The sequence below is a fragment of the Caulobacter hibisci genome (assembly GCF_016135805.1).
GTDB classification, from domain to species: Bacteria; Pseudomonadota; Alphaproteobacteria; order Caulobacterales; family Caulobacteraceae; genus Caulobacter; species Caulobacter hibisci.
Window position 1 is genome coordinate 158,390 of sequence record NZ_JADWOX010000009.1, and the last position, 17,526, is coordinate 175,915.

Below are 17,526 nucleotides of genomic sequence, written 5' to 3' on the forward strand. Positions count from 1 at the left end.
TCCGGTCAGACGCTCAGGTCCGGGTCGCACTGGAAATCCAGCGCGAGCAAAGTCGTCAGACCGCAAGCGCCATTGGCGGCTCAACGCCCGGGCCCGCGAATGCCTTGTGCTCGATCAAGACGGCCGTGCCCGGTGTCATGTCGACGACTCGAACATCGGCTTTCAACTGCGTCGCCAGGGCGCGAACGATACTGGTGCCAAGGCCTGGCTTTTCGGCGCCGCCCGTCGGCATGCCTACGCCGTTGTCGGTCACCGACATCGACCAGTTTGCTCCACGCGATCGATAGCTGACCTTGATCATCCCACGGTGCCCGGGGGGAAAGCCGTGCTTGAGCGCATTGATCACCAGCTCGGTGATGATCAAGCCCAGGCTGACCGAAGTCTCCGAGTCGGTGGCGCTGGCGTCACACTCGACGCTAAGCGTCAGCTGCCCCGGGTCAGGTATCATCGAGGCGGCGATGCTGGCGCAAAGCTCCGTGAAATAGCCGGCTAGGCCGACCTCTGGCTCGCCTGTCGTCACCAACTGGCGTTGTACAGCCGCAACTGACATCACCCGATGATGCGCGTTGTGGAGATGACCCCGGGTCTCTTCCGACTGAACCTTGCGAGCGCTCTGCAGCAGGACGCTGGCAATGATCTGCAGACTATTAGCGACCCTGTGCTGCAGTTCCTTCAGCATGGCGGCCTTCTCGCGCACGAGGTCGTCCCTCACCTTTACGGCGAGGCGCTGGTCGGTGACGTCGGCGACGGCCAGCAGCAGGAGTTTTGTCTCGGGCCCGCCAAACACCAGCTTCTCGGCGTTCAGCACCAGTTGCCTGGAGGCCAGACCGGGCACCTTAAGCTCCAACTCATAGGCGTCGACCTGCGCGCTGCCGGAGGCCGTGGCGCTTAGCAGCGACTTCAGTTGAGGCACGTTCCATTCGCCCGATCCAAGATCGGTGATCCGTTGGCCGGCGATGCCGATGGGTTCAATGTGAAAGGCAAGGCAAAAGGACGCGCTGGCGGCGATCACCGTCTGGTCTTGATCCAGCAACAGCAAGGGCTCGGTTGACGACGCCACGATGGCCAACGCTAAGCCATTCCCGGCGTCCTTGTGCAAAATGGAATGGGCAGCCACGGCTGTCCCTTCAAGAGTCAGAGGCTCGCGGAACGAAAGCCGTACCTGATTCGTATTTTGGAAATTGAGATATGATAAAATATCACACGCACTCAATATCGAGAAAATACTAGCATCGATGAGTGGGGTCCGGCACGATAAACTTATTTATCATTTCCGCACGATCCCATGCACCTCGCAGAGACTGCGGTGCGTTGATGCTGGGCGCAGGGGTATGCCTCCTCGCCTAGCAAGGCTCGCGCTCTCGATTGGGCACAGGTCCTGATCAGTGGAGCGGTCTTTTCCGAACCCTCAATGACCGAAGCCACCCTCCTGCGCCAACAAGACGTTCTGGCCAAGTTTGGCGAGATGGCGCTGCGTTCCGAGAACCTCGACGACATCTTGACGGAAGCCTGCCGATTGGTGGGAGAGGCGCTTGGCACCGATCTGGCCAAGGTGATGGAGATCCAGGCTGACGGCCTGACCCTGCTGGTTCGCGCCGGCGTGGGCTGGAACCCGGGCGTCGTCGGCCATCTAACGGTGGAAGCCGTGAAGGGGTCGTCAGAGGGCTATGCCCTCAACACCGGTGAGCCAGTTATGTCCGTCGACATCGATCATGAGACGCGGTTCGAATACGCCGACTTCATCAAGGACCATGGCGTCAAGTGCATCGTCAGCGTCATCATCCTCGGTGCCGAGGGTAAGGGGCCGTTCGGCATCTTGCAGGTCGATAGCCGCACGCCCGGACATTTCGTCGCACGCGACACAAAATTCCTCCGAGGCTACGCCAACCTGATAGCCGCCGCCGTCGACCGCCTTCAGGTCGGCCAGAAGATGCGCGCCGCCCAAGCCGAGTTGCGGATTAGCGAAAGCGCACTTCGCAAAGCCAACGAGACATTGGAAGAGCGGGTCGCCGAACGCACCCACGCCTTCGAGGCCGAGCACGGCCACCGAGAACTGGCCGAGGAGAAGCTGCGGCAGAGCCAAAAGATGGAGGCGATCGGGCAACTGACCGGCGGCATCGCCCATGACTTCAACAATCTGCTGACCGGGATCACTGGATCTTTGGATCTCATCCGCCGGCGCATGGACGCCGGCCGGACCCAGGACATCGCTCGTTTCATGGACGCAGCCTCGACCTCGGCGCAACGGGCGGCGGCCTTGACCCATAGGCTCCTGGCGTTCGCGCGTCGCCAATCGCTCGACGCCAAACCTTCGGACGTCAACGCCCTGATCGCTGGCATGGACGACATGCTTCGCCGGACACTCGGCGAGCAGGTCCGGTTCGAAGTGGTCTTGGGCGCGGGGCTCTGGCCCGCTCTTACGGACGCCAACCAACTCGAGAACGCCATCCTGAACCTCACGCTGAACGCGCGTGACGCCATGCCCGAGGGCGGGCGACTGCGGATCGAGACCACCAATACCCAGATGCACGCGTCCCAATCCCTCGTCGGTGAAGAGGTCACGCCAGGCCCTTATATCGTCGTCTGCGTCTCCGACACTGGAACAGGCATGACGCCGGAGGTCGTCGCCAAGGCCTTCGACCCGTTCTTCAGCACCAAGGCGCCGGGGCAGGGCACGGGGCTTGGCCTGTCGATGATCTATGGCTTTGCCAAGCAGAGTGGCGGCCACGTCCGCATCGACAGTGCGGTCGGCGCCGGAACGACCGTGAAGCTTTACCTGCCGCGGGCCAACAGCGCGGAAAGGTTGATCGGTGATGTCGCCGAGGCCGCCACGCCGCAGGGGCGCGGCGAGAACGTCCTGGTTGTCGAGGATGATCCGACGGTGCGTTTGCTGATCGTCGAGGTCCTTACTGAGCTAGGCTATGTCGGCCATGTCGCCGCCGATAGCCGAGAGGCTCTGCCGGTGCTGAGATCGGATCAACGCATCGACCTAATGGGGTCTGACGTCGGCTTACCCGGTCTCAACGGCCGCAAGCTAGCCGATCTTGCGCGCGACATTCGGCCGGGTCTTAAGGTGCTGTTCGTCACCGGATACGCGGAGAGCGCCGCTGTCCGCGGCGATTTCCTGGCGCCGGGGATGGACTTGCTGACCAAGCCTTTCACGCTCGACGCCTTGGGCGCCAAAATTCGGGAGATGATCGAGAGCTAGGTCCTTGCTGCTCCCTTCAATGTTGGATCGAAGATCCCCCTGGCGTGGTCGGCCGCAGTCGTGAAGGTCGGATTCTGGCGCTGTTCTAGAGTGCGCTGATGGCGCGGACCCTTCCAGGCATTGGCGAAGGCGTCTTGCAAAACTCATCAGTCTCGGCGGCGTTACCGCAAAGGGCCCGCGCTGGCGCGCGCATATGAGGCATCAGCATGATCAGCTGACGTTCGAAATCTGCGAGTGAAACCGCCTTGGCAGCCGAACGAATGGATGCATGGGGCAAGTTCGCGAGATGGGAATGGCGCTGCCAATAGCGAGTAATCATCAAGCGTCGTGAGTTGAAAAGATGAATCTTTGGCGGCATGACAGCGGTTAAATATTTCGCCGGAGAAAATACTGCGCTGGCCGTGCGGGCTATCAAGGTCACGCTTGATATGCACATCCTTCGCTGATTTTTTATTATGTCAGAAGAGTCTTCTATATAACGCGCGCCTCTGGAAGTTTGTGTTATGCCGAGCTGTCTCAGTCGCGGCGCTATCATCAGATCGCCCTCCGTTTCGCGAACGGTTTGACCGAAAGGTCAGCTTGCAGAGCGCCGATGGGAGCGAACTGATGTCGACCCTTGCGCCGAAGACTCAAAGGCAAAAGCGCGCCGAAGCTGCGGTCGAGGATTTTCGACGTGACCTGGGGCCGTTTGTCGTCGCGGCCGACACCACGCGGATGCCGATGCTGTTCACCGACGCCAAAGCCGCGGGCAACCCCATCATCTTCGCCAATGACAGCCTGGTGAACCTGACTGGGTTCACGCGAGAGCAACTCCTCGGCCGAACCTTTGGCGACCTCATGGCCGATGACCAGGCGCGAGAGGCCGTCGAAATTGCATTTCACACGGCCCCTCACGACAGCATCGATGCACGCTGCCGCTCGCGGACCGGCGAAGTCTTCTGGGCGGAGATCTTCGTCAGTCCGGTGCGAAACGAAACAGGCGCCGTGATCCAGTATTTCGCCTCGGTTTTTGATTTGACCCGGCACAGGGCGCAGGAGGAGGAGCTTCGCTGTCTGCTGGACGAGCTCAACCATCGCACCCAGAACACGCTGGCGACGGTGCAGGCCTTGGCGATGCAGACCTTCCGCGGTTGCCCCGACAAGGCGCTCATCGAAGCGTTCCAGGGGCGCATCCTGGCGCTTTCCAAGGCCCATGCGTTGCTGGCGCGCGGCCATTGGCGGGCCGTCAGCCTTGGGGACGTCGTGGACCAGGTGCTGCGTCCCTTCGGCGCGACGGAAGGCGGGCCCCTGACCGCGCGCGGCGCACGCGTAATGCTGCAGCCGAAAACGGCGCTGACCCTTGCGGTGACGCTCCATGAACTCGCGCTCAACGCGACCCGGCACGGGGCTCTGATCGCGGGCGGGTCAGGACGGGTGGATCTTGGTTGGACGCTGAGGCAGAGCGGCGCCGAGCGCGAGATGAGCCTGTTCTGGCGCGAGCACGGCGGCCCTCCCGTCCAGCCGCCGCGCCGCAAAGGGTTTGGCGCGCGCTTGTTTGATCGCGACTTGGCCCGGGAACTGGGGGGAGCGGTCGAGCTTGACTACGCGCCCGGCGGACTGACCTGCGCTATCGTCGTGCCTGTCCCCGAGGCCGGCGCGTGACCGGAAGTTTGATCGGACGCCGAATTTTGGTGGTGGAAGACGAGATGGTCATCGCCTGGCTTCTGACGGAGATGCTCGACGAGCTGGGCTGTCACGTCGTGGGGCCCGCGTGCACAGTCGGGCAGGCACTGGAAACGATTGATCGGGAGGCCTTCGACGCGGCGTTGCTGGACGTCAATCTCAACGGCCAGTTCAGCTACCCCGTCGCGGACGTCCTTGCAGCGCGTTCCATCCCTTTCATGTTTTCGACAGGGTACGACCGCAGCCGCATCCGGGAGGGATATCGCGACGCGCCGATGCTGCAAAAGCCCTACCATTCAACAGAACTCGAAGGGGCTCTGACGCTCCTGTTCGCGCCCGGTGGCGGACAAGCCGCACCGATCGCGGCCTAACCGATATCCGCCTAGGGGACGATGCGACCAATCCAGAGGGTCTGCCTGCGCGAATCTTCAGGCGCTGCTGACCCGGCTCGAAGCCTGCCGTGCGGGAGATTGAGCTTGGCCGATTTTCCTCGACCTGCGCACCCCCGATCCTCTGTTCATCTTCTATGGCTCAGCGCATCCGAGAAGATGGATTTGGCGACCATCAACAGTATGCACGCTGATCTCGAGGCTAGGCTGCTTGGGACCTTGACGCCTTTTGAACGGGCGATGGTCTTCGACGCCATTAACGAACTTGCCGGTTTGGCGGTATCGCGCTTGGCGGCCGACCTCGCGCTTCGACGTAGTGCCGAAGCATGAAGGCGGTGGCGCCGGATATCGGCGTTGGAGGATGCCCATCATCGACCGAACGTCGCATTTCTGGAGGCAGGCCAACGTCAGCTATTGGCGCAACGCGGCCGGCGGCGCGGACTTTCGATCGGGAGGGCGGGGAGTCCTCAAACCGTGCACGCCGACACTGCTAAGTCCAATAACGAGTTGGCGCGGTCCGCTAGTCGAATGGCGCGCTTGGTAAATGTTCAAATTCTCCGCTGCCCTAACTTCCCCTCATCGGCGCCGGCGATCTCCATGATTGCCGAGGCGCTCTAATCCTGGAGAAGGCAGCTATGAACAACCTCATTAAGGACGCACGTCACATCCCGGTCGACGACACCGGGACCACGGTGTCGTTCAGCCCGATTACCCTGGACGCGCCCGGCCGGGGCCTGCCGCTCGAGCTGCGGATCACCGGCCCCGTTTCGGGCGACGCCCTGCCCATCGTGCTGCTCTCGCACGGCCATGGCCCTTCGAACTACATCCCCTCGAAGGATGGCTACGGCCCGCTGGTCAACTTCTACGCCGAGCGCGGCTTTGTCGTGATCCAGCCCACCCACCTGAACTCCAAGGTTGCCGGCCTTCCGGCCGGCGCCGCGGGCGGGCCGCTGTTCTGGCGCTCGCGAGTCGAGGACATGAGCCTGATCCTGGACCGCCTGGACAAGATCGAGGCGCTGGCGCCGGCCTTCAAGGGGCGGCTGGATCGCGCCAAGGTCGCGGTTGTCGGCCATTCTATGGGCGGACAGACCGCCGGCATGCTGCTGGGAGCCCGGCTCACCGATCCGACGGACCCGGAGGCCCAGGACGTCAACCTGCTGGAGGCGCGTATTAAGGTTGGCGTACTGCTCACCGCGCCTGGCAATGGTGGCGACAGCCTGAGCGAGATGGCGCGCACCAACTACGGCTTCTTCAATCCCGACTTTTCCCACATGACCACCAGGAACCTGGTCGTCGTCGGCAGTGACGACGCCTCGGCCCACCTTACGGTCCGGGGGCCGGCTTGGCATGCCGACCCCTACTACGGCAGCCCTGGTGCCGAGGCGCTGATGACAGTCCTCGGTGCCAAGCACGGCCTGGGCGGCATTTCCGGCTACGACGCCAGGGAGACCGACGACGAGGATCCCGACCGCCTGGAGGTCGTCCTGCGCATGACATGGGCCTATCTACGCTCGGCCTTCGATGGCGACGACCGCGCCTGGGCGGCCGCGCGCGACGCGTTGCACAGCCAAGCCTCTTCCCAAGCGCGAGTCGACCTGCGCTAGCGAAGCCGTGCGTTCCTGGCCATTCTCGCGTGGATGGCCAGGACCGGCGCAAGCGCGGAAAAGGAGCTACGCACATGACGTCGCCAGTGATGGACAGAGGCCGGTTTCCGCCGACGCTTTGGCGAGCGGTGCGGAGCGCGGGTTTGGAACCGCCCAAGATCCTGCGCGCGGCAGGGCTTCCATCGACCCTGCACCTCGACGCCGCCGCGACCCTCTCGACAGCACAACTGTTCGCGATCTGGAGGGCGCTCGAGACCATTGCGGACGATCCCGCCGTCGCGCTGCGGCTGCTTGACGGCGCCGATCGCTGCGGACACCAGCCCGCCTTCATTTCTGCGCTCTACGCGTCCGACTTTCGGGACGCCATCCAGCGTATCGAGCGCTTCAAGCGGATGGGCGCCTGCGAGGTGTTCAGGACCGAGGAGGCGAATGGGCGCTGGACGATCATCAAGGAATGGCCGTTCGCCACGGAGGCAGAACCGGCGGTCTCCGTCGATCTGAGCTTCATGTTCCTACTGGAGCTGGGTCGACGAGGAACCGGCAGGCGTATTTCACCGGCGCGAATTGAATGCCAGCGAGATGGCCCGGCGAACCGCGAACTCGAGGATTACTACGGCGCGCCCTTGGTGTTCGCGGCCCCGCGAAACGCGATGATCTTTCATGCCGAAGATCTGGCCGCGCCGTTCCCCGGACACAGTCCCGAGTTTCTCGATCTCGTCACGCCGGGTCTCGCAGCCGCCTTCGCGGAGATTCATGAGGGCCACACGATCGCCGACCGCGTGAAGTCGGTTCTCAAGCGCTCGCTTGCCAGCGGCCGTCCTGAGGTTGCGCACGTCGCGCGAGATTTGGGGATGAGCGAACGCACGCTGCAAAGACGGATAACCGATGAGGCCACGACATTTAGAGCGCTGCTCTCGGATGCGCGACGCGAGCTAAGTCAACAGCTGCTCGCCGATCCCGCCATTCACATCGACGAGGTGACTTACCTGCTCGGGTATCAGGATACCACGTCGTTCTATCGGGCTTTCAAGGACTGGGCGGGCGTTTCGCCGGGCGAGTGGCGTTCAGGACTTGGAACGGAATCCCAGACCTCCGAGGTGCTGCACTGAACGTCCGTTTGCTGGAGGGGAGCCAACGTCTGGTTATGGCGCAGCCCAGCCGATCGCCCAGACCTTAGAATTGGCCGAGGGAGGGTGATCGCCGAGCTAGCTTAGCCTGAGTCAGAATTCCTCCCACGTGTTCGTCGCCAGCTGCGATCCTGGGCGAAGAGCAGCGACAGCTTTGGCTGCCGGACGACGCGTCGGGGACGTGGAGCTCGAAGCACTTGGCGCTTGGCCGCCAACATCGAACTTAGAAACGAGCGAGACCAATTCGCCCGTCTCCGCCTTCAGGCTGGCGCAGGCGGCGGTGGCCTGCTCGACCATGGCCGCGTTTTGCTGTGTGACCTGGTCCATCTGATTTACCGCCGAATTGACCTCGTTTAGGCCTGTAGCCTGCTCCTTAGAGGACTGGGCGATTTCGACGATCAAGCTGTCGATCTGTGTCACTTGGGCGACGATGGTCTGGAGGGCCGAGCCGGTCTCGCCCACGAGCCTGACGCCTTTGGCGACCTGCGCCGAGGAGCCGGCAATCAGCACCTTGATCTCTTTGGCGGCCTCGGCTGAACGCTGGGCCAGCGCCCGCACTTCCTGGGCGACGACCGCGAAGCCCTTTCCTGCATCTCCCGCCCGGGCCGCCTCGACCCCAGCATTCAAGGCCAGCAGGTTGGTCTGGAAGGCGATTTCGTCGATGACCCCGATGATCTGATTGACCTGGCCCGAGCTTTCTTCGATCTGGCTCATGGCCGCCACCGCCTCGGCGACAACCGCGCCGGAACGCTCCGCCTGGGTCTTGGCGCCGGAGGCGGCTTTGGCGGCTTGGGCCGCGCCATCAGCGCTGCGCTTGACGGTGGCGGTAATCTCGTCGAGCGCGGCGGCGGTCTCTTCCAGGGAGGCGGCCTGTTGCTCGGTGCGACGCGACAGATCGTCCGAGGCCGAGGCGATTTCGTCGGCGCCGCCTCGGATGCCGCCGGTCGCATTGGAGATGCTCGTCATCGCCTCGCGCAGGCTTTCAACGGCCTGGTTGAAGTCGCGTTGGATCTGAGCGTATTGGCCTTGGAACTCAGCGCTGATGTGCGCGGTGAGATCGCCTTTCGCCAGACGGCCAAGGCTTTCTGCCAGCGTGGTGACGACCATGGCCTGCTCGGCCTCGATATGGCGGCGTTCGGCGTCTGTGCGATCGCGCGCGCTGTCGGCCGCCTGCTGCATCCGCTCGGCATCAGCCTCCAAGGCCTTGGCGGCCAGACCGTTGTCCTTAAAGATCTGAACGGCCTTGGCCATGGTCCCGACCTCGTCGGCGCGGGCCTGGCCGTCAATCTCGACCGACAAATCGCCCCCAGCCAAGCGGCGCATGCTCGCCGCCAAGCCGTTCAGGGGCTTGGCGATCTTGCCGCGAGCGATCCACAAGCCCACGCCGCCAGCTAGAACCATGCCGACAAGGCCAAGGGCGATGTTGACGACGACCGTCGTCACCGCAGCTTTAGACAGAGCGTTGCTGCGCGCCAAGTTTTCGGCGCTCTCGGTCTGGTTGGCCGCGCGCAGATCCTTGGTCAGGCTGGCGATCTTGGGGTCCATCGCATCAAGGGCCGCGTTGGCGCTTCCATGATCGCCGCGGTCGGTATGATGCAGCACAGCGTCGGTGTGTTTGATGATCTCTTCGACGCGGATGCGGAAGGCGGCGATTTCGCCAGCGTCCGCAGGAACGTACGAAGCCGCGTTTTCGAGGTTCTTGATCACCTTCTGCCGCGCATCGACCATGGCGTCTCTGGCTTCGCGCGCGTCCGGAGAACCGGGCGGGTGGGTCAGAAGACGGTAGCCGGCATAGCCCATTTGGTTGATCTGCCGATTGACACGCGCCATCTCGACTGCCGCCGGGGCCTCGTGCTCGGTGAGCTCCGAAAACTGAGCATCCTGATCGAGGAGCTTCAGACTGCTGAAGGCTATCGTCACCGCGAAGGCGACCGCGAGCAGCCCAAGGGCGGAGGAAATCTTGGTGGCGATCTTCCAGTCGTCGATAGCGAACATTGTCTGCATCCCGGGCGTCATTGATTGACCCTCGCGTGCGCCGGTTAACAGCGGCGTTAACTGTCACGGCGGCAAATCACCGCAGACTGCGCAGCGCTCGTCTCGGCAGTTGTCAATGTCGCGTCCCAGGAGGTACGCCAACGGCAGCAAATGGCCGTCCCCGAAACCGGACATTGCCACCTCGACCCTTACGCGAACATCGCGAGGGTCAGATACCCTAGGTGCTGAACGTCCGGTTGCTGGCGGTGTGCCAATGTCAGCAACTGGCGCAGGCTCGCCGCAGGACCTGATGGGAGCGGGGACTTTCTGGCCTCTACGGCGCTAGCGTGAGCCTCAACGCAAGAGCCGCCAGCGTGATCAGCAAGATCGGGGTGGTCAGCACGATCCCGATCTTGAAGTAGTAGCCCCAGGAGATCTTGATTCCCTTGGCGCTGAGGACGTGCAGCCAGAGCAGCGTGGCCAGCGACCCGATCGGGGTGATCTTCGGACCCAGGTCGCTGCCGATGACATTGGCGTAGATCATCGCCTCCTTGACCGCGCCAGTCGCGCCGCTGGCGTCGATCGACAGGGCACCGACCAGGACGGTGGGCATGTTGTTCATCACCGAGGACAGGAGCGCCGTCAGGATGCCGGTGCCGAAGGCCGCGCCCCACACCCCGCCCTTGGCGAACTGGTTGAGCAGGCCGGCGATCTGATCGGTGAGGCCGGCGTTCCGCAGACCGTAGACGACCAGGTACATTCCCAGGGAGAACACCACGACCTGCCAAGGCGCGCCCTTGAGCACCTTTCGGGTGCTGATCACATGGCCACGGCCGGCGATCGTCAGCAGCACCACGGCCCCGACCGCCGCCGTCGCGCTGACCGGCACGCCGAGCGGCTCCAAGGCGAAGAAGCCGATCAGCAGCAGCGCCAACACGAGGAAGCCGGCCTTGAAGGTCGCCGGATCCTTGATCGCCTCGCGCGGCGGCTTCAGCTGGCCGACGTCATAGGTCGCGGGGATGTCGCGCCGGAAGTAGAGCAGCAGCGCGCCAAGCGTGGCGGCGATGGCCGCCAGATCGACCGGGATCATCACCGAAGCATAGCGGGCAAAGCCGATCTTGAAGAAGTCGGCCGAGACGATGTTGACCAGGTTGGAGACCACCAGCGGCAGGCTGGCCATGTCGGCGATGAAGCCCGCCGCCATCACGAAGGCCAGGGTCGCCTTGTCCTTGAATCCCAGGGCCATGAGCATGGCGATGACGATCGGCGTCAGGATCAGGGCCGCGCCGTCATTGGCGAACAGCGACGACACCGCCGCGCCCAGCAGCACAATCGAGGCGAACAGCAATCGGCCCTTGCCGCCGCCCCAGCGCGCGACGTGCAGGGCCGCCCACTCGAAGAACCCGGCCTCGTCGAGCAGCAGGCTGATGATGATCACGGCGATGAAGGCGCCCGTGGCGTTCCAAACGATCTGCCAGACCGTGGCGATGTCGCCCATGTGGACGACGCCGGTCGCCAGGGCCAGCACGGCGCCGACGCTGGCGCTCCAGCCGATGCTGAGGCCTTTGGGCTGCCAGATGACCAGGGTGATGGTGAGCAGGAAGATCAGGAGGGCGAGGATCACAGGACGACGACTTCGCCATCTTCCTTGGTGAAGCTCGCCGGCTTGCGATCGAGCAGATCGAGCACGACCTCGGACGGCCGGCAGAGTTTGACGCCCTTGGGCGTGACCACGATCGGGCGATTGACCAGGATGGGATGGGCAACCATGGCGTCGAGGATCTGGTCTTCGGTCGCCGCATCCGCCAGCAGGCCCAGTTCGGCGGCGGGCGTGCCCTTCTCGCGCATGAGCTGGCGGAAGGTCAGCCCCGCCTCGCCGGCTAATTCCCGCAACTGCTCATGACTCCAGCCGGCCTTCAGATATTCGATGACCTTGGGCGCGTAGCCGGCCGCCTCGACCATGGCCACGACATTGCGCGACGTGCCGCAGGCAGGGTTGTGGAAGATGACGATCGGGAAATCGGCGTCAGACATGGCTCACCAGGAAAAGCAGAACGATAGGGATCAGGCGACGGAGGTGTCGGGCGCTTGGGACTGGCCGATCTCGTCGAGACGGCGTTGCAGAGACAGACGATCCAGCGACGCCATCGGCAGGGCGCAGAAGAGGGTGATGCGGCTGTTGAGCTGGCGATAGGCGTCGGCGAAGGCCAGGGCGACCTCGGCCTCGGTCCCTTCGGTCGAGCCGGGATTGGGGATGCCCCAATGAGCGGTCATCGGCTGGCCCGGCCAGATCGGACAGACCTCGCCGGCGGCGTTGTCGCAGACGGTGAACACGAAATCGAGGTCGGGCGCGTCCGGATTGTTGAGGATCGCGAACTCGTCCCAGGCCTTGGATCGCAGGTGGTCAGTCTTGTAGTTCAGGTGCTGCAGCAGGCTGGTCGCGCGCGGATCGAGAACGCCGCTGGGCGTCGAGCCGGCGGAGTAGGCCTTGAAGCGTCCGGCACCGACCCGGTTCATGATCGACTCGGCCATGACCGAGCGCGCGGAATTGTGAGTGCAGAGGAAAAGGACGTTGAGGGGGCGGTGGCGCGTGTCGTCGGTCATGCCGTCTCCAGTTCGGTAAGGCAGGTTCCATCGCAGTCGGCGGCCTTGGCGACGATGTCGCTCAAGGGCGCGCAGATCTCAGGGGCGCCACTACAGCAGTCTTCCATCAGGAAGCCGAGCAGGCCGGTCATGGCGGCGTAGTCGGCGCAGTAGATGATCGAGCGGCCTTCGCGGCGTGAGGTGATCAGGCCGGCGTGCGACAGCACGTTGAGGTTGGCCGACAGACTGTTGGGCAGCATGGCCAGGCGCCGCGCGATTTCGCCGGCCGCGACCCCGACGGGGCCAGCCTTCACCAGCAGGCGGAAGATCGCCAGGCGGCCCTCGTGGCCAAGGGCTGACAGGCTTGCGGCGGCGGCTTTCGATTCCATGTTTCCAATATGCTGGAAATATGAGACGGATCAATGACGTTTGTTGGAGTGGCTTGATGACTGAGTTCCCCGCCTTGCAGCCGCATTTCCTGGCGCCGATCGACCAGGCCAAGCTGGAGGTCCAGTCGCCATCCACCCATCCGCCCCGCATCCTCCTGCTCTATGGTTCGCTGCGGGAGCGCTCGTTCAGTCGGCTCCTGGTCGAGGAGGCCGCGCGCATTCTCCAGGTCCTCGGCTGCGAGACGCGGATCTTCGATCCGCGCGAGCTGCCGCTCCCTGACGCCACTGGACCCGAGCACCCCAAGGTTCAAGAGCTTCGGGCGCTGTCGCAGTGGTCGGAGGGGCAGGTCTGGTGCAGCCCCGAGCGCCACGGCGCGATCAGTGGGATCATGAAGTCCCAGATCGACTGGATCCCGCTGGAGATTGGCAGCGTCCGCCCGACCCAGGGCCGAACTCTGGCGGTGATGCAGGTCAGTGGCGGGTCTCAGTCGTTCAACGCGGTCAACACCCTGCGCCTGCTAGGCCGCTGGATGCGGATGATCACCATTCCCAATCAGTCGTCGGTGGCCATGGCCTACAAGGAGTTTGGCGACGACGACCGCATGAAGCCTTCGGCCTACTACGACCGCGTCGTTGATGTGATGGAGGAACTGGTGAAGTTCACGTTGCTGACCCGCGACCGCGCCGACTACCTCGTCGACCGCTACAGCGAGCGCAAGGCCGATGGGCGCATCGCCCAGCACGTCGAGCTTGGCGCGGCGGCGATGAGCCATGAAACCCAGAAGCCCGAGACCGTATGACCGAGCCTCAACTGACCACCCGGACCGCCACGGTCCGCGACGCGCCCGCGATCGTCGCGATCTACAACGAGGGGATCGCTGATCGGATCGCCACGTTCGAGACTTCGCCGCGCTCGGTCGACCAAATCCTGGACTGGTTCGATGATCGCCACCCGATCGTCATTGTCCTCGACGAGGCAGGCGAGATCGCCGGCTACGCTGCGACATTCTCCTACGCCGATCGCTGCTGTTACGCCGGCATCGCCGAGTTCTCGGTCTATGTTCGACGCGCCAATCGCGGCCAGGGCGTGGGCGTCGTCGGCATGAAGGCGTTGATCGAGGAGGCGGCGAAGGCCGGGTTCTGGAAACTGCTGTCGCGCGTGTTCGTCGAGAACAAGGCCAGTCTTGCGCTGCTGCGATCGGTCGGCTTCCGCGAGGTCGGCGTCCACGAAAAGCACGGCAAGCTGGACGGCGACTGGCGCGACGTGATCGCGGTCGAGCTGATCTTGGAAGCCAACATCACCTAGCGCCGAAGGTCCGATTCCTGGAGGTGAGCCAATGTCTGCAAATGGCGCTGGCCGGCCGCCATTACAGACCTTCGGATCGGCCGGGGAGGGTGGATTGCGGACACCCCTCCCTAAAACTGCGTCCGCCGAGATAGCGGACCTAGCCGATGGCGCGCCAATGAAGAGAGCCTGCGCATCGCGCGTAGCTCGCGGACTGGGGCGGATCGAGTGAGAGCCGCGCCTAACGGATCTGGGGCGAGCAAAAGGGCAAGCCGTGGATAAGGCCTGGCGGTCCTCACGGCCGCGTCTGTCATCGCAACCGTGGCCTTATCGCCCAGCGGCTAAGGGCGAGCGCCGGGCCAAGCAACAGCAGGATGAACAGGTCGGGCGCTAATCGCCAAAACGAGGCCGCGCTCAGCGCCGTCATCTGCAGAACGGCAGCTGGGACGATGATCGCCACAGCGAGCGTGACGCCCCAGCGCCACAACCGAACGTCGGCGAGACTGCTACGCTTCAAAGAAAGCGCAAGTCTCCAGACATTAACCGCGAGCAGCAGGAGCCCCGTGAACCGCAAGACGCGCTCCCACGGCCAGGGAATCGGAGGCTGTGGCCGCCCCTGAAGCCGCGCAAGGCTGCGAAGCGCAAGTTCGTCGACCGGGTCTTGCAAGAGGTCGCCACCGCGATTGACCACAATCACCAGCCCCTTCCCCCGGCTTGGCATAACCACCAAGGTCGCACGCGCACCGCCGATCTGACCACTGTGGGAGTAGACATGCTCGCCCGCGATCGTCGCGCTCTTCCATCCAACCAGTGGATCGAGTGGACTTCCTCGCCCCGCTTCTGGATCGTTCAAGATACTATTTTCGAAGCGCGCGAGGTCCGCAGGACTGACCTGCAGGAAGCCAGCCGGTGCGATCCAAGGCGACCACGCCGGTTCCGGGCGCTGAAGAGTAGTTCCAAAAGCGAGGGTATGTCCGCACGCCTTGGCGGCTTCGCCGGCGACGGCGAGTGAAGCTAGACCGTCCGGCTTAGTGACCAGCTTCGCAAGGGCCTGGTCGAATGGAGCCGATCCATGGCGGGCCACCAGCGCCCCCAGCAGATTGTAGTTGAGGTTCGAATATCGCCGCTCGCCTACAGTCTCATCTGGAGCCAGTCGGCTGAGGTCGGGCGGCTGCGTGACCGTCATGCCTTGGCGCGCGCTGAAGCCGCTCGTGTGGGTCAGCAGCTGGCGAGGCGTTAAATTTCCGACCCCGCCAAGCCCCGGCCACGCGCGGGACAGAGGCGCGTCCAGATCGAGCCGCCCCTGTCTTGCCAGCGACAGAACCGCGCGGGCAGTAAGCGCTTTGGAAACAGATCCGACCATCATAGGCGTGTCGACCGTCAGGGGCTTGTCCGGCCGGCACTCGCCTCGCACGACGGTCTCACCGACGCCGTCGCGCGTCACCTCGAGCGCGACCGCACCGGGCCAGCCAAAGCGGTCGGCGAAAGTCCCGACGTCCTTGGACAAATCCCGCGCCGCCGCGACGGCGGACAGAGCGAAGAAGACGAACAAGCCGGCAAGGCCGCGAGCGATGATCATGCCGTCGCGATGCCCGAGGCCGGCGCCGGCGCCTAGAACTTTTCGGACAGATGCCGCCCCTGGAACCTAGCGCGGTGCGCGCGTAGCTCACGATGCGCCCGCAAGAGGCTCCGGTCGAACGCCTTCTGGACGCTTCGCCCCCAATGAGATTGGTCCGCATAGCCCGCATCGCACGCGGTACTGGCGAGCTGAGGTTCTGGCGAGCGCGAGAGCGCTACCAAGCTCAGGTGAAGGCGCGACGTCACTACGAACGCGCGAGGCGATAGACCTGTGGCGGCGATGAAACGTCTGCGAAACTGCCGTTCGGAAAGACCTAGCTCAGCTGCGAGTTGGTAGATTCGATCAGGTCCGCCTTCGCCATCGTGCTGGAGGGCGCTGAGGATGACTTGATCCGGAGGGGGCAGTCGTTCTGCAAGCTGACTCAGCGCCGTGCTCACGCCTTCTCGCCTTGACGTGTCTTGCGCATAGGCCGCGAGCGCTTGGGCCACGTCGGACCAAAATGTTGCTGTCGCCGCCTCGTCCTCGTCGGAAAAGCACGTTAGAGGCGCTCGGCCGGGCTTGAAGTATACGCCGGCGACCTTGGCGCCTGGAATAATGGGTGCGAAGCGGACACGGACATGCGGTAGGCTAGGTAAGATCTGGCTCACCACGCCATTGCTAAAGACCACCAACGCTATGCCGCAGCGAGTGTCTGGAAGAATTGCGTGCGCCCCTAACGAGTCCGAAGGCAACTCGACTCGCCAGATTTCATCGACAAAGTCAGGCGGATGACTCACCAGTTTTTCTGCGCGGGTGTGATCTCAGAACCGTTGCATAACTCGCTAATCGATCTTCGGACAAGCTGACTCACCCAAGGTTCAAAGAGGGTCGGGAGCGGGAAACGGCGTCGCTCCGCAAAGCTGACGTTCGCCGCCCCACCGGAAGCGGACCTTCCGAGAGTCAGAGAAGGGTCGGGAGCGGTCGAAGGCCCCCACGGTGCAAAGTCCGGAGTCTGGTGGCGTCGAATGTCGGCTATACGCCGCCGGAGCGTCGGACGCACGGATGTGGTAGGATGAGCCGAGGGGAGTAGCCAATTCGCAGGAGGCGAACATGGCTCAATTTGACCTCTTCCTTCCGCCCAAGCGTCCCTGGAACACGGGCCGTATTATCGGCCCCAAGCCGCCGTTCAAGCCCAGGCACATCTGGGGGATACGACAACAGCTCAAAGCGAACGGGCGAATCCGCGACCTCGCTATGTTCAACTGCGCAATAGACGCAAAACTCAGAGCCTGTGATCTGGTGAAGCTGCGCGTCAGCGACGTGGCGCCAGGAGGTTCTTTACGGGCGCGGGCCACGATCATCCAGCAGAAGACCGGGCAGCCCGTCCCGTTCGAGATTACCGAGCCCACAAGAGATGCCTTGGCGGTTTGGCTGAAGGTGCGTGGGCGGCGCAACGACGATTGGCTATTTCCCAGCCGCAGTCGACCTGGCGATCACGTCAGCACGCGGCAGTACGCTCGACTGGTCGATAAGTGGGTGTCGATGATTGAGTTCGAGCCTCGGGCGTATGGCACGCATAGCCTTCGCCGAACGAAGGTGGCGCTGATCTACAAGAAGACCGGCAACTTGCGCGCATGCCAACTTTTACTCGGACACAGGAAGCTCGAGAGTACGGTCAGATACCTCGGCATTGAGGTTGATGACGCGCTAGAGATGTCCGAGCAGATCGACCTCTAGCGCTGTCAGT

Annotated in this window: 17 protein-coding genes; 9 read left to right on the forward strand and 8 right to left on the reverse strand. The window is 63.7% G+C overall.

The window, feature by feature from the left end:
* Nucleotides 1-55: 55 nt before the first annotated feature.
* The gene (locus I4Q42_RS14565; protein ID WP_198576805.1) at nt 56-1,117 is read right to left on the reverse strand and encodes a sensor histidine kinase; all 1,062 of its coding nucleotides are present in this window, start codon (nt 1,115-1,117) and stop codon (nt 56-58) included.
* A gap of 294 nt (nt 1,118-1,411) precedes the next feature.
* On the opposite strand from I4Q42_RS14565, the gene I4Q42_RS14570 reads away from it, so the two are divergent.
* The 6 genes from I4Q42_RS14570 (at nt 1,412) to I4Q42_RS14595 (ending at nt 7,972) form a co-directional block, all read left to right on the forward strand.
* A complete protein-coding gene (locus I4Q42_RS14570; protein ID WP_198576806.1) occupies nt 1,412-3,208 on the forward strand; it encodes an ATP-binding protein in 1,797 nt (598 codons plus the stop codon).
* 606 nt (nt 3,209-3,814) lie between these two features.
* Nucleotides 3,815-4,849 (forward strand): HWE histidine kinase domain-containing protein, encoded by a 1,035-nt coding sequence (locus I4Q42_RS14575; protein ID WP_198576807.1) that lies wholly within the window; start codon nt 3,815-3,817, stop codon nt 4,847-4,849.
* A complete protein-coding gene (locus I4Q42_RS14580) occupies nt 4,846-5,241 on the forward strand; it encodes a response regulator (protein WP_198576808.1) in 396 nt (131 codons plus the stop codon). Before I4Q42_RS14575 ends, I4Q42_RS14580 begins: the two co-directional genes overlap by 4 nt.
* 183 nt (nt 5,242-5,424) lie before the next feature.
* Nucleotides 5,425-5,589: a hypothetical protein gene (locus tag I4Q42_RS14585; protein ID WP_198576809.1), complete on the forward strand. Its 165-nt coding sequence runs from the start codon at nt 5,425-5,427 to the stop codon at nt 5,587-5,589.
* Nucleotides 5,590-5,894: 305 nt separating this feature from the next.
* Nucleotides 5,895-6,863 (forward strand): alpha/beta hydrolase family protein, encoded by a 969-nt coding sequence (locus tag I4Q42_RS14590; RefSeq protein WP_198576810.1) that lies wholly within the window; start codon nt 5,895-5,897, stop codon nt 6,861-6,863.
* A gap of 74 nt (nt 6,864-6,937) precedes the next feature.
* Nucleotides 6,938-7,972 carry an AraC family transcriptional regulator gene (locus tag I4Q42_RS14595; RefSeq protein ID WP_198576811.1) on the forward strand — a complete coding sequence of 345 codons (1,035 nt, stop codon included), beginning with the start codon at nt 6,938-6,940 and terminating at the stop codon, nt 7,970-7,972.
* 111 nt (nt 7,973-8,083) lie between these two features.
* Here the strand turns inward: I4Q42_RS14595 and I4Q42_RS14600 are convergent, their stop codons facing one another.
* The 5 genes from I4Q42_RS14600 to I4Q42_RS14620 all read right to left on the reverse strand — a co-directional run bounded on the left by I4Q42_RS14600 (nt 8,084) and on the right by I4Q42_RS14620 (nt 12,936).
* Complete coding sequence (locus tag I4Q42_RS14600; protein ID WP_198576812.1) at nt 8,084-9,985, reverse strand: methyl-accepting chemotaxis protein; 1,902 nt, start codon at nt 9,983-9,985, stop codon at nt 8,084-8,086.
* 313 nt (nt 9,986-10,298) lie between these two features.
* Entirely contained in the window at nt 10,299-11,588 is a 1,290-nt protein-coding gene (locus I4Q42_RS14605; RefSeq protein ID WP_198576813.1) for an arsenic transporter, read from the reverse strand.
* Nucleotides 11,585-11,998, reverse strand: a complete 414-nt coding sequence (arsC, locus tag I4Q42_RS14610; protein WP_198576814.1) for an arsenate reductase (glutaredoxin) — start codon at nt 11,996-11,998, stop codon at nt 11,585-11,587. The genes I4Q42_RS14605 and arsC overlap by 4 nt, the downstream gene beginning before the upstream one ends.
* 30 nt (nt 11,999-12,028) lie before the next feature.
* Nucleotides 12,029-12,568, reverse strand: coding sequence for an arsenate reductase ArsC (locus tag I4Q42_RS14615; protein WP_198576815.1), 540 nt, complete (start codon nt 12,566-12,568; stop codon nt 12,029-12,031).
* Complete coding sequence (locus tag I4Q42_RS14620) at nt 12,565-12,936, reverse strand: ArsR/SmtB family transcription factor (RefSeq protein ID WP_198576816.1); 372 nt, start codon at nt 12,934-12,936, stop codon at nt 12,565-12,567. Before I4Q42_RS14620 ends, I4Q42_RS14615 begins: the two co-directional genes overlap by 4 nt.
* Before the next feature lie 56 nt (nt 12,937-12,992).
* Here I4Q42_RS14620 and arsH point away from each other — a divergent pair, with 56 nt between their 5' ends.
* Complete coding sequence (arsH, locus tag I4Q42_RS14625; protein ID WP_198576817.1) at nt 12,993-13,736, forward strand: arsenical resistance protein ArsH; 744 nt, start codon at nt 12,993-12,995, stop codon at nt 13,734-13,736.
* Nucleotides 13,733-14,242, forward strand: a complete 510-nt coding sequence (locus I4Q42_RS14630) for an arsinothricin resistance N-acetyltransferase ArsN1 family A (RefSeq protein ID WP_198576818.1) — start codon at nt 13,733-13,735, stop codon at nt 14,240-14,242. The genes arsH and I4Q42_RS14630 overlap by 4 nt, the downstream gene beginning before the upstream one ends.
* Nucleotides 14,243-14,531: 289 nt before the next feature.
* Here the strand turns inward: I4Q42_RS14630 and I4Q42_RS14635 are convergent, their stop codons facing one another.
* Entirely contained in the window at nt 14,532-15,800 is a 1,269-nt protein-coding gene (locus tag I4Q42_RS14635; RefSeq protein WP_198576819.1) for a serine hydrolase domain-containing protein, read from the reverse strand.
* Nucleotides 15,801-15,832: 32 nt separating this feature from the next.
* On the reverse strand, nt 15,833-16,576 hold the full coding sequence (locus I4Q42_RS26620) for a helix-turn-helix domain-containing protein (RefSeq protein WP_198576820.1): 744 nt from the start codon (nt 16,574-16,576) through the stop codon (nt 15,833-15,835).
* A gap of 313 nt (nt 16,577-16,889) precedes the next feature.
* Here I4Q42_RS26620 and I4Q42_RS14645 point away from each other — a divergent pair, with 313 nt between their 5' ends.
* Nucleotides 16,890-17,516 (forward strand): site-specific integrase, encoded by a 627-nt coding sequence (locus I4Q42_RS14645; protein ID WP_198576821.1) that lies wholly within the window; start codon nt 16,890-16,892, stop codon nt 17,514-17,516.
* Nucleotides 17,517-17,526: the final 10 nt, after the last annotated feature.

Excerpts from the sequence above, each read along its gene's own strand:
- I4Q42_RS14575 (WP_198576807.1), top strand. The coding sequence starts at position 3,815 with ATGTCGACCCTTGCGCCGAAGACTCAAAGGCAAAAGCGCGCCGAAGCT.
- I4Q42_RS14595 (WP_198576811.1), top strand. The coding sequence starts at position 6,938 with ATGACGTCGCCAGTGATGGACAGAGGCCGGTTTCCGCCGACGCTTTGG.
- I4Q42_RS14590 (WP_198576810.1), top strand. The coding sequence starts at position 5,895 with ATGAACAACCTCATTAAGGACGCACGTCACATCCCGGTCGACGACACC.
- I4Q42_RS14620 (WP_198576816.1), bottom strand. The coding sequence starts at position 12,936 with ATGGAATCGAAAGCCGCCGCCGCAAGCCTGTCAGCCCTTGGCCACGAG.
- I4Q42_RS14645 (WP_198576821.1), top strand. The coding sequence starts at position 16,890 with ATGGCTCAATTTGACCTCTTCCTTCCGCCCAAGCGTCCCTGGAACACG.
- I4Q42_RS14630 (WP_198576818.1), top strand. The coding sequence starts at position 13,733 with ATGACCGAGCCTCAACTGACCACCCGGACCGCCACGGTCCGCGACGCG.
- arsC (WP_198576814.1), bottom strand. The coding sequence starts at position 11,998 with ATGTCTGACGCCGATTTCCCGATCGTCATCTTCCACAACCCTGCCTGC.
- I4Q42_RS14600 (WP_198576812.1), bottom strand. The coding sequence starts at position 9,985 with ATGTTCGCTATCGACGACTGGAAGATCGCCACCAAGATTTCCTCCGCC.
- I4Q42_RS14570 (WP_198576806.1), top strand. The coding sequence starts at position 1,412 with ATGACCGAAGCCACCCTCCTGCGCCAACAAGACGTTCTGGCCAAGTTT.
- I4Q42_RS14615 (WP_198576815.1), bottom strand. The coding sequence starts at position 12,568 with ATGACCGACGACACGCGCCACCGCCCCCTCAACGTCCTTTTCCTCTGC.
- I4Q42_RS14635 (WP_198576819.1), bottom strand. The coding sequence starts at position 15,800 with ATGATCATCGCTCGCGGCCTTGCCGGCTTGTTCGTCTTCTTCGCTCTG.
- arsH (WP_198576817.1), top strand. The coding sequence starts at position 12,993 with ATGACTGAGTTCCCCGCCTTGCAGCCGCATTTCCTGGCGCCGATCGAC.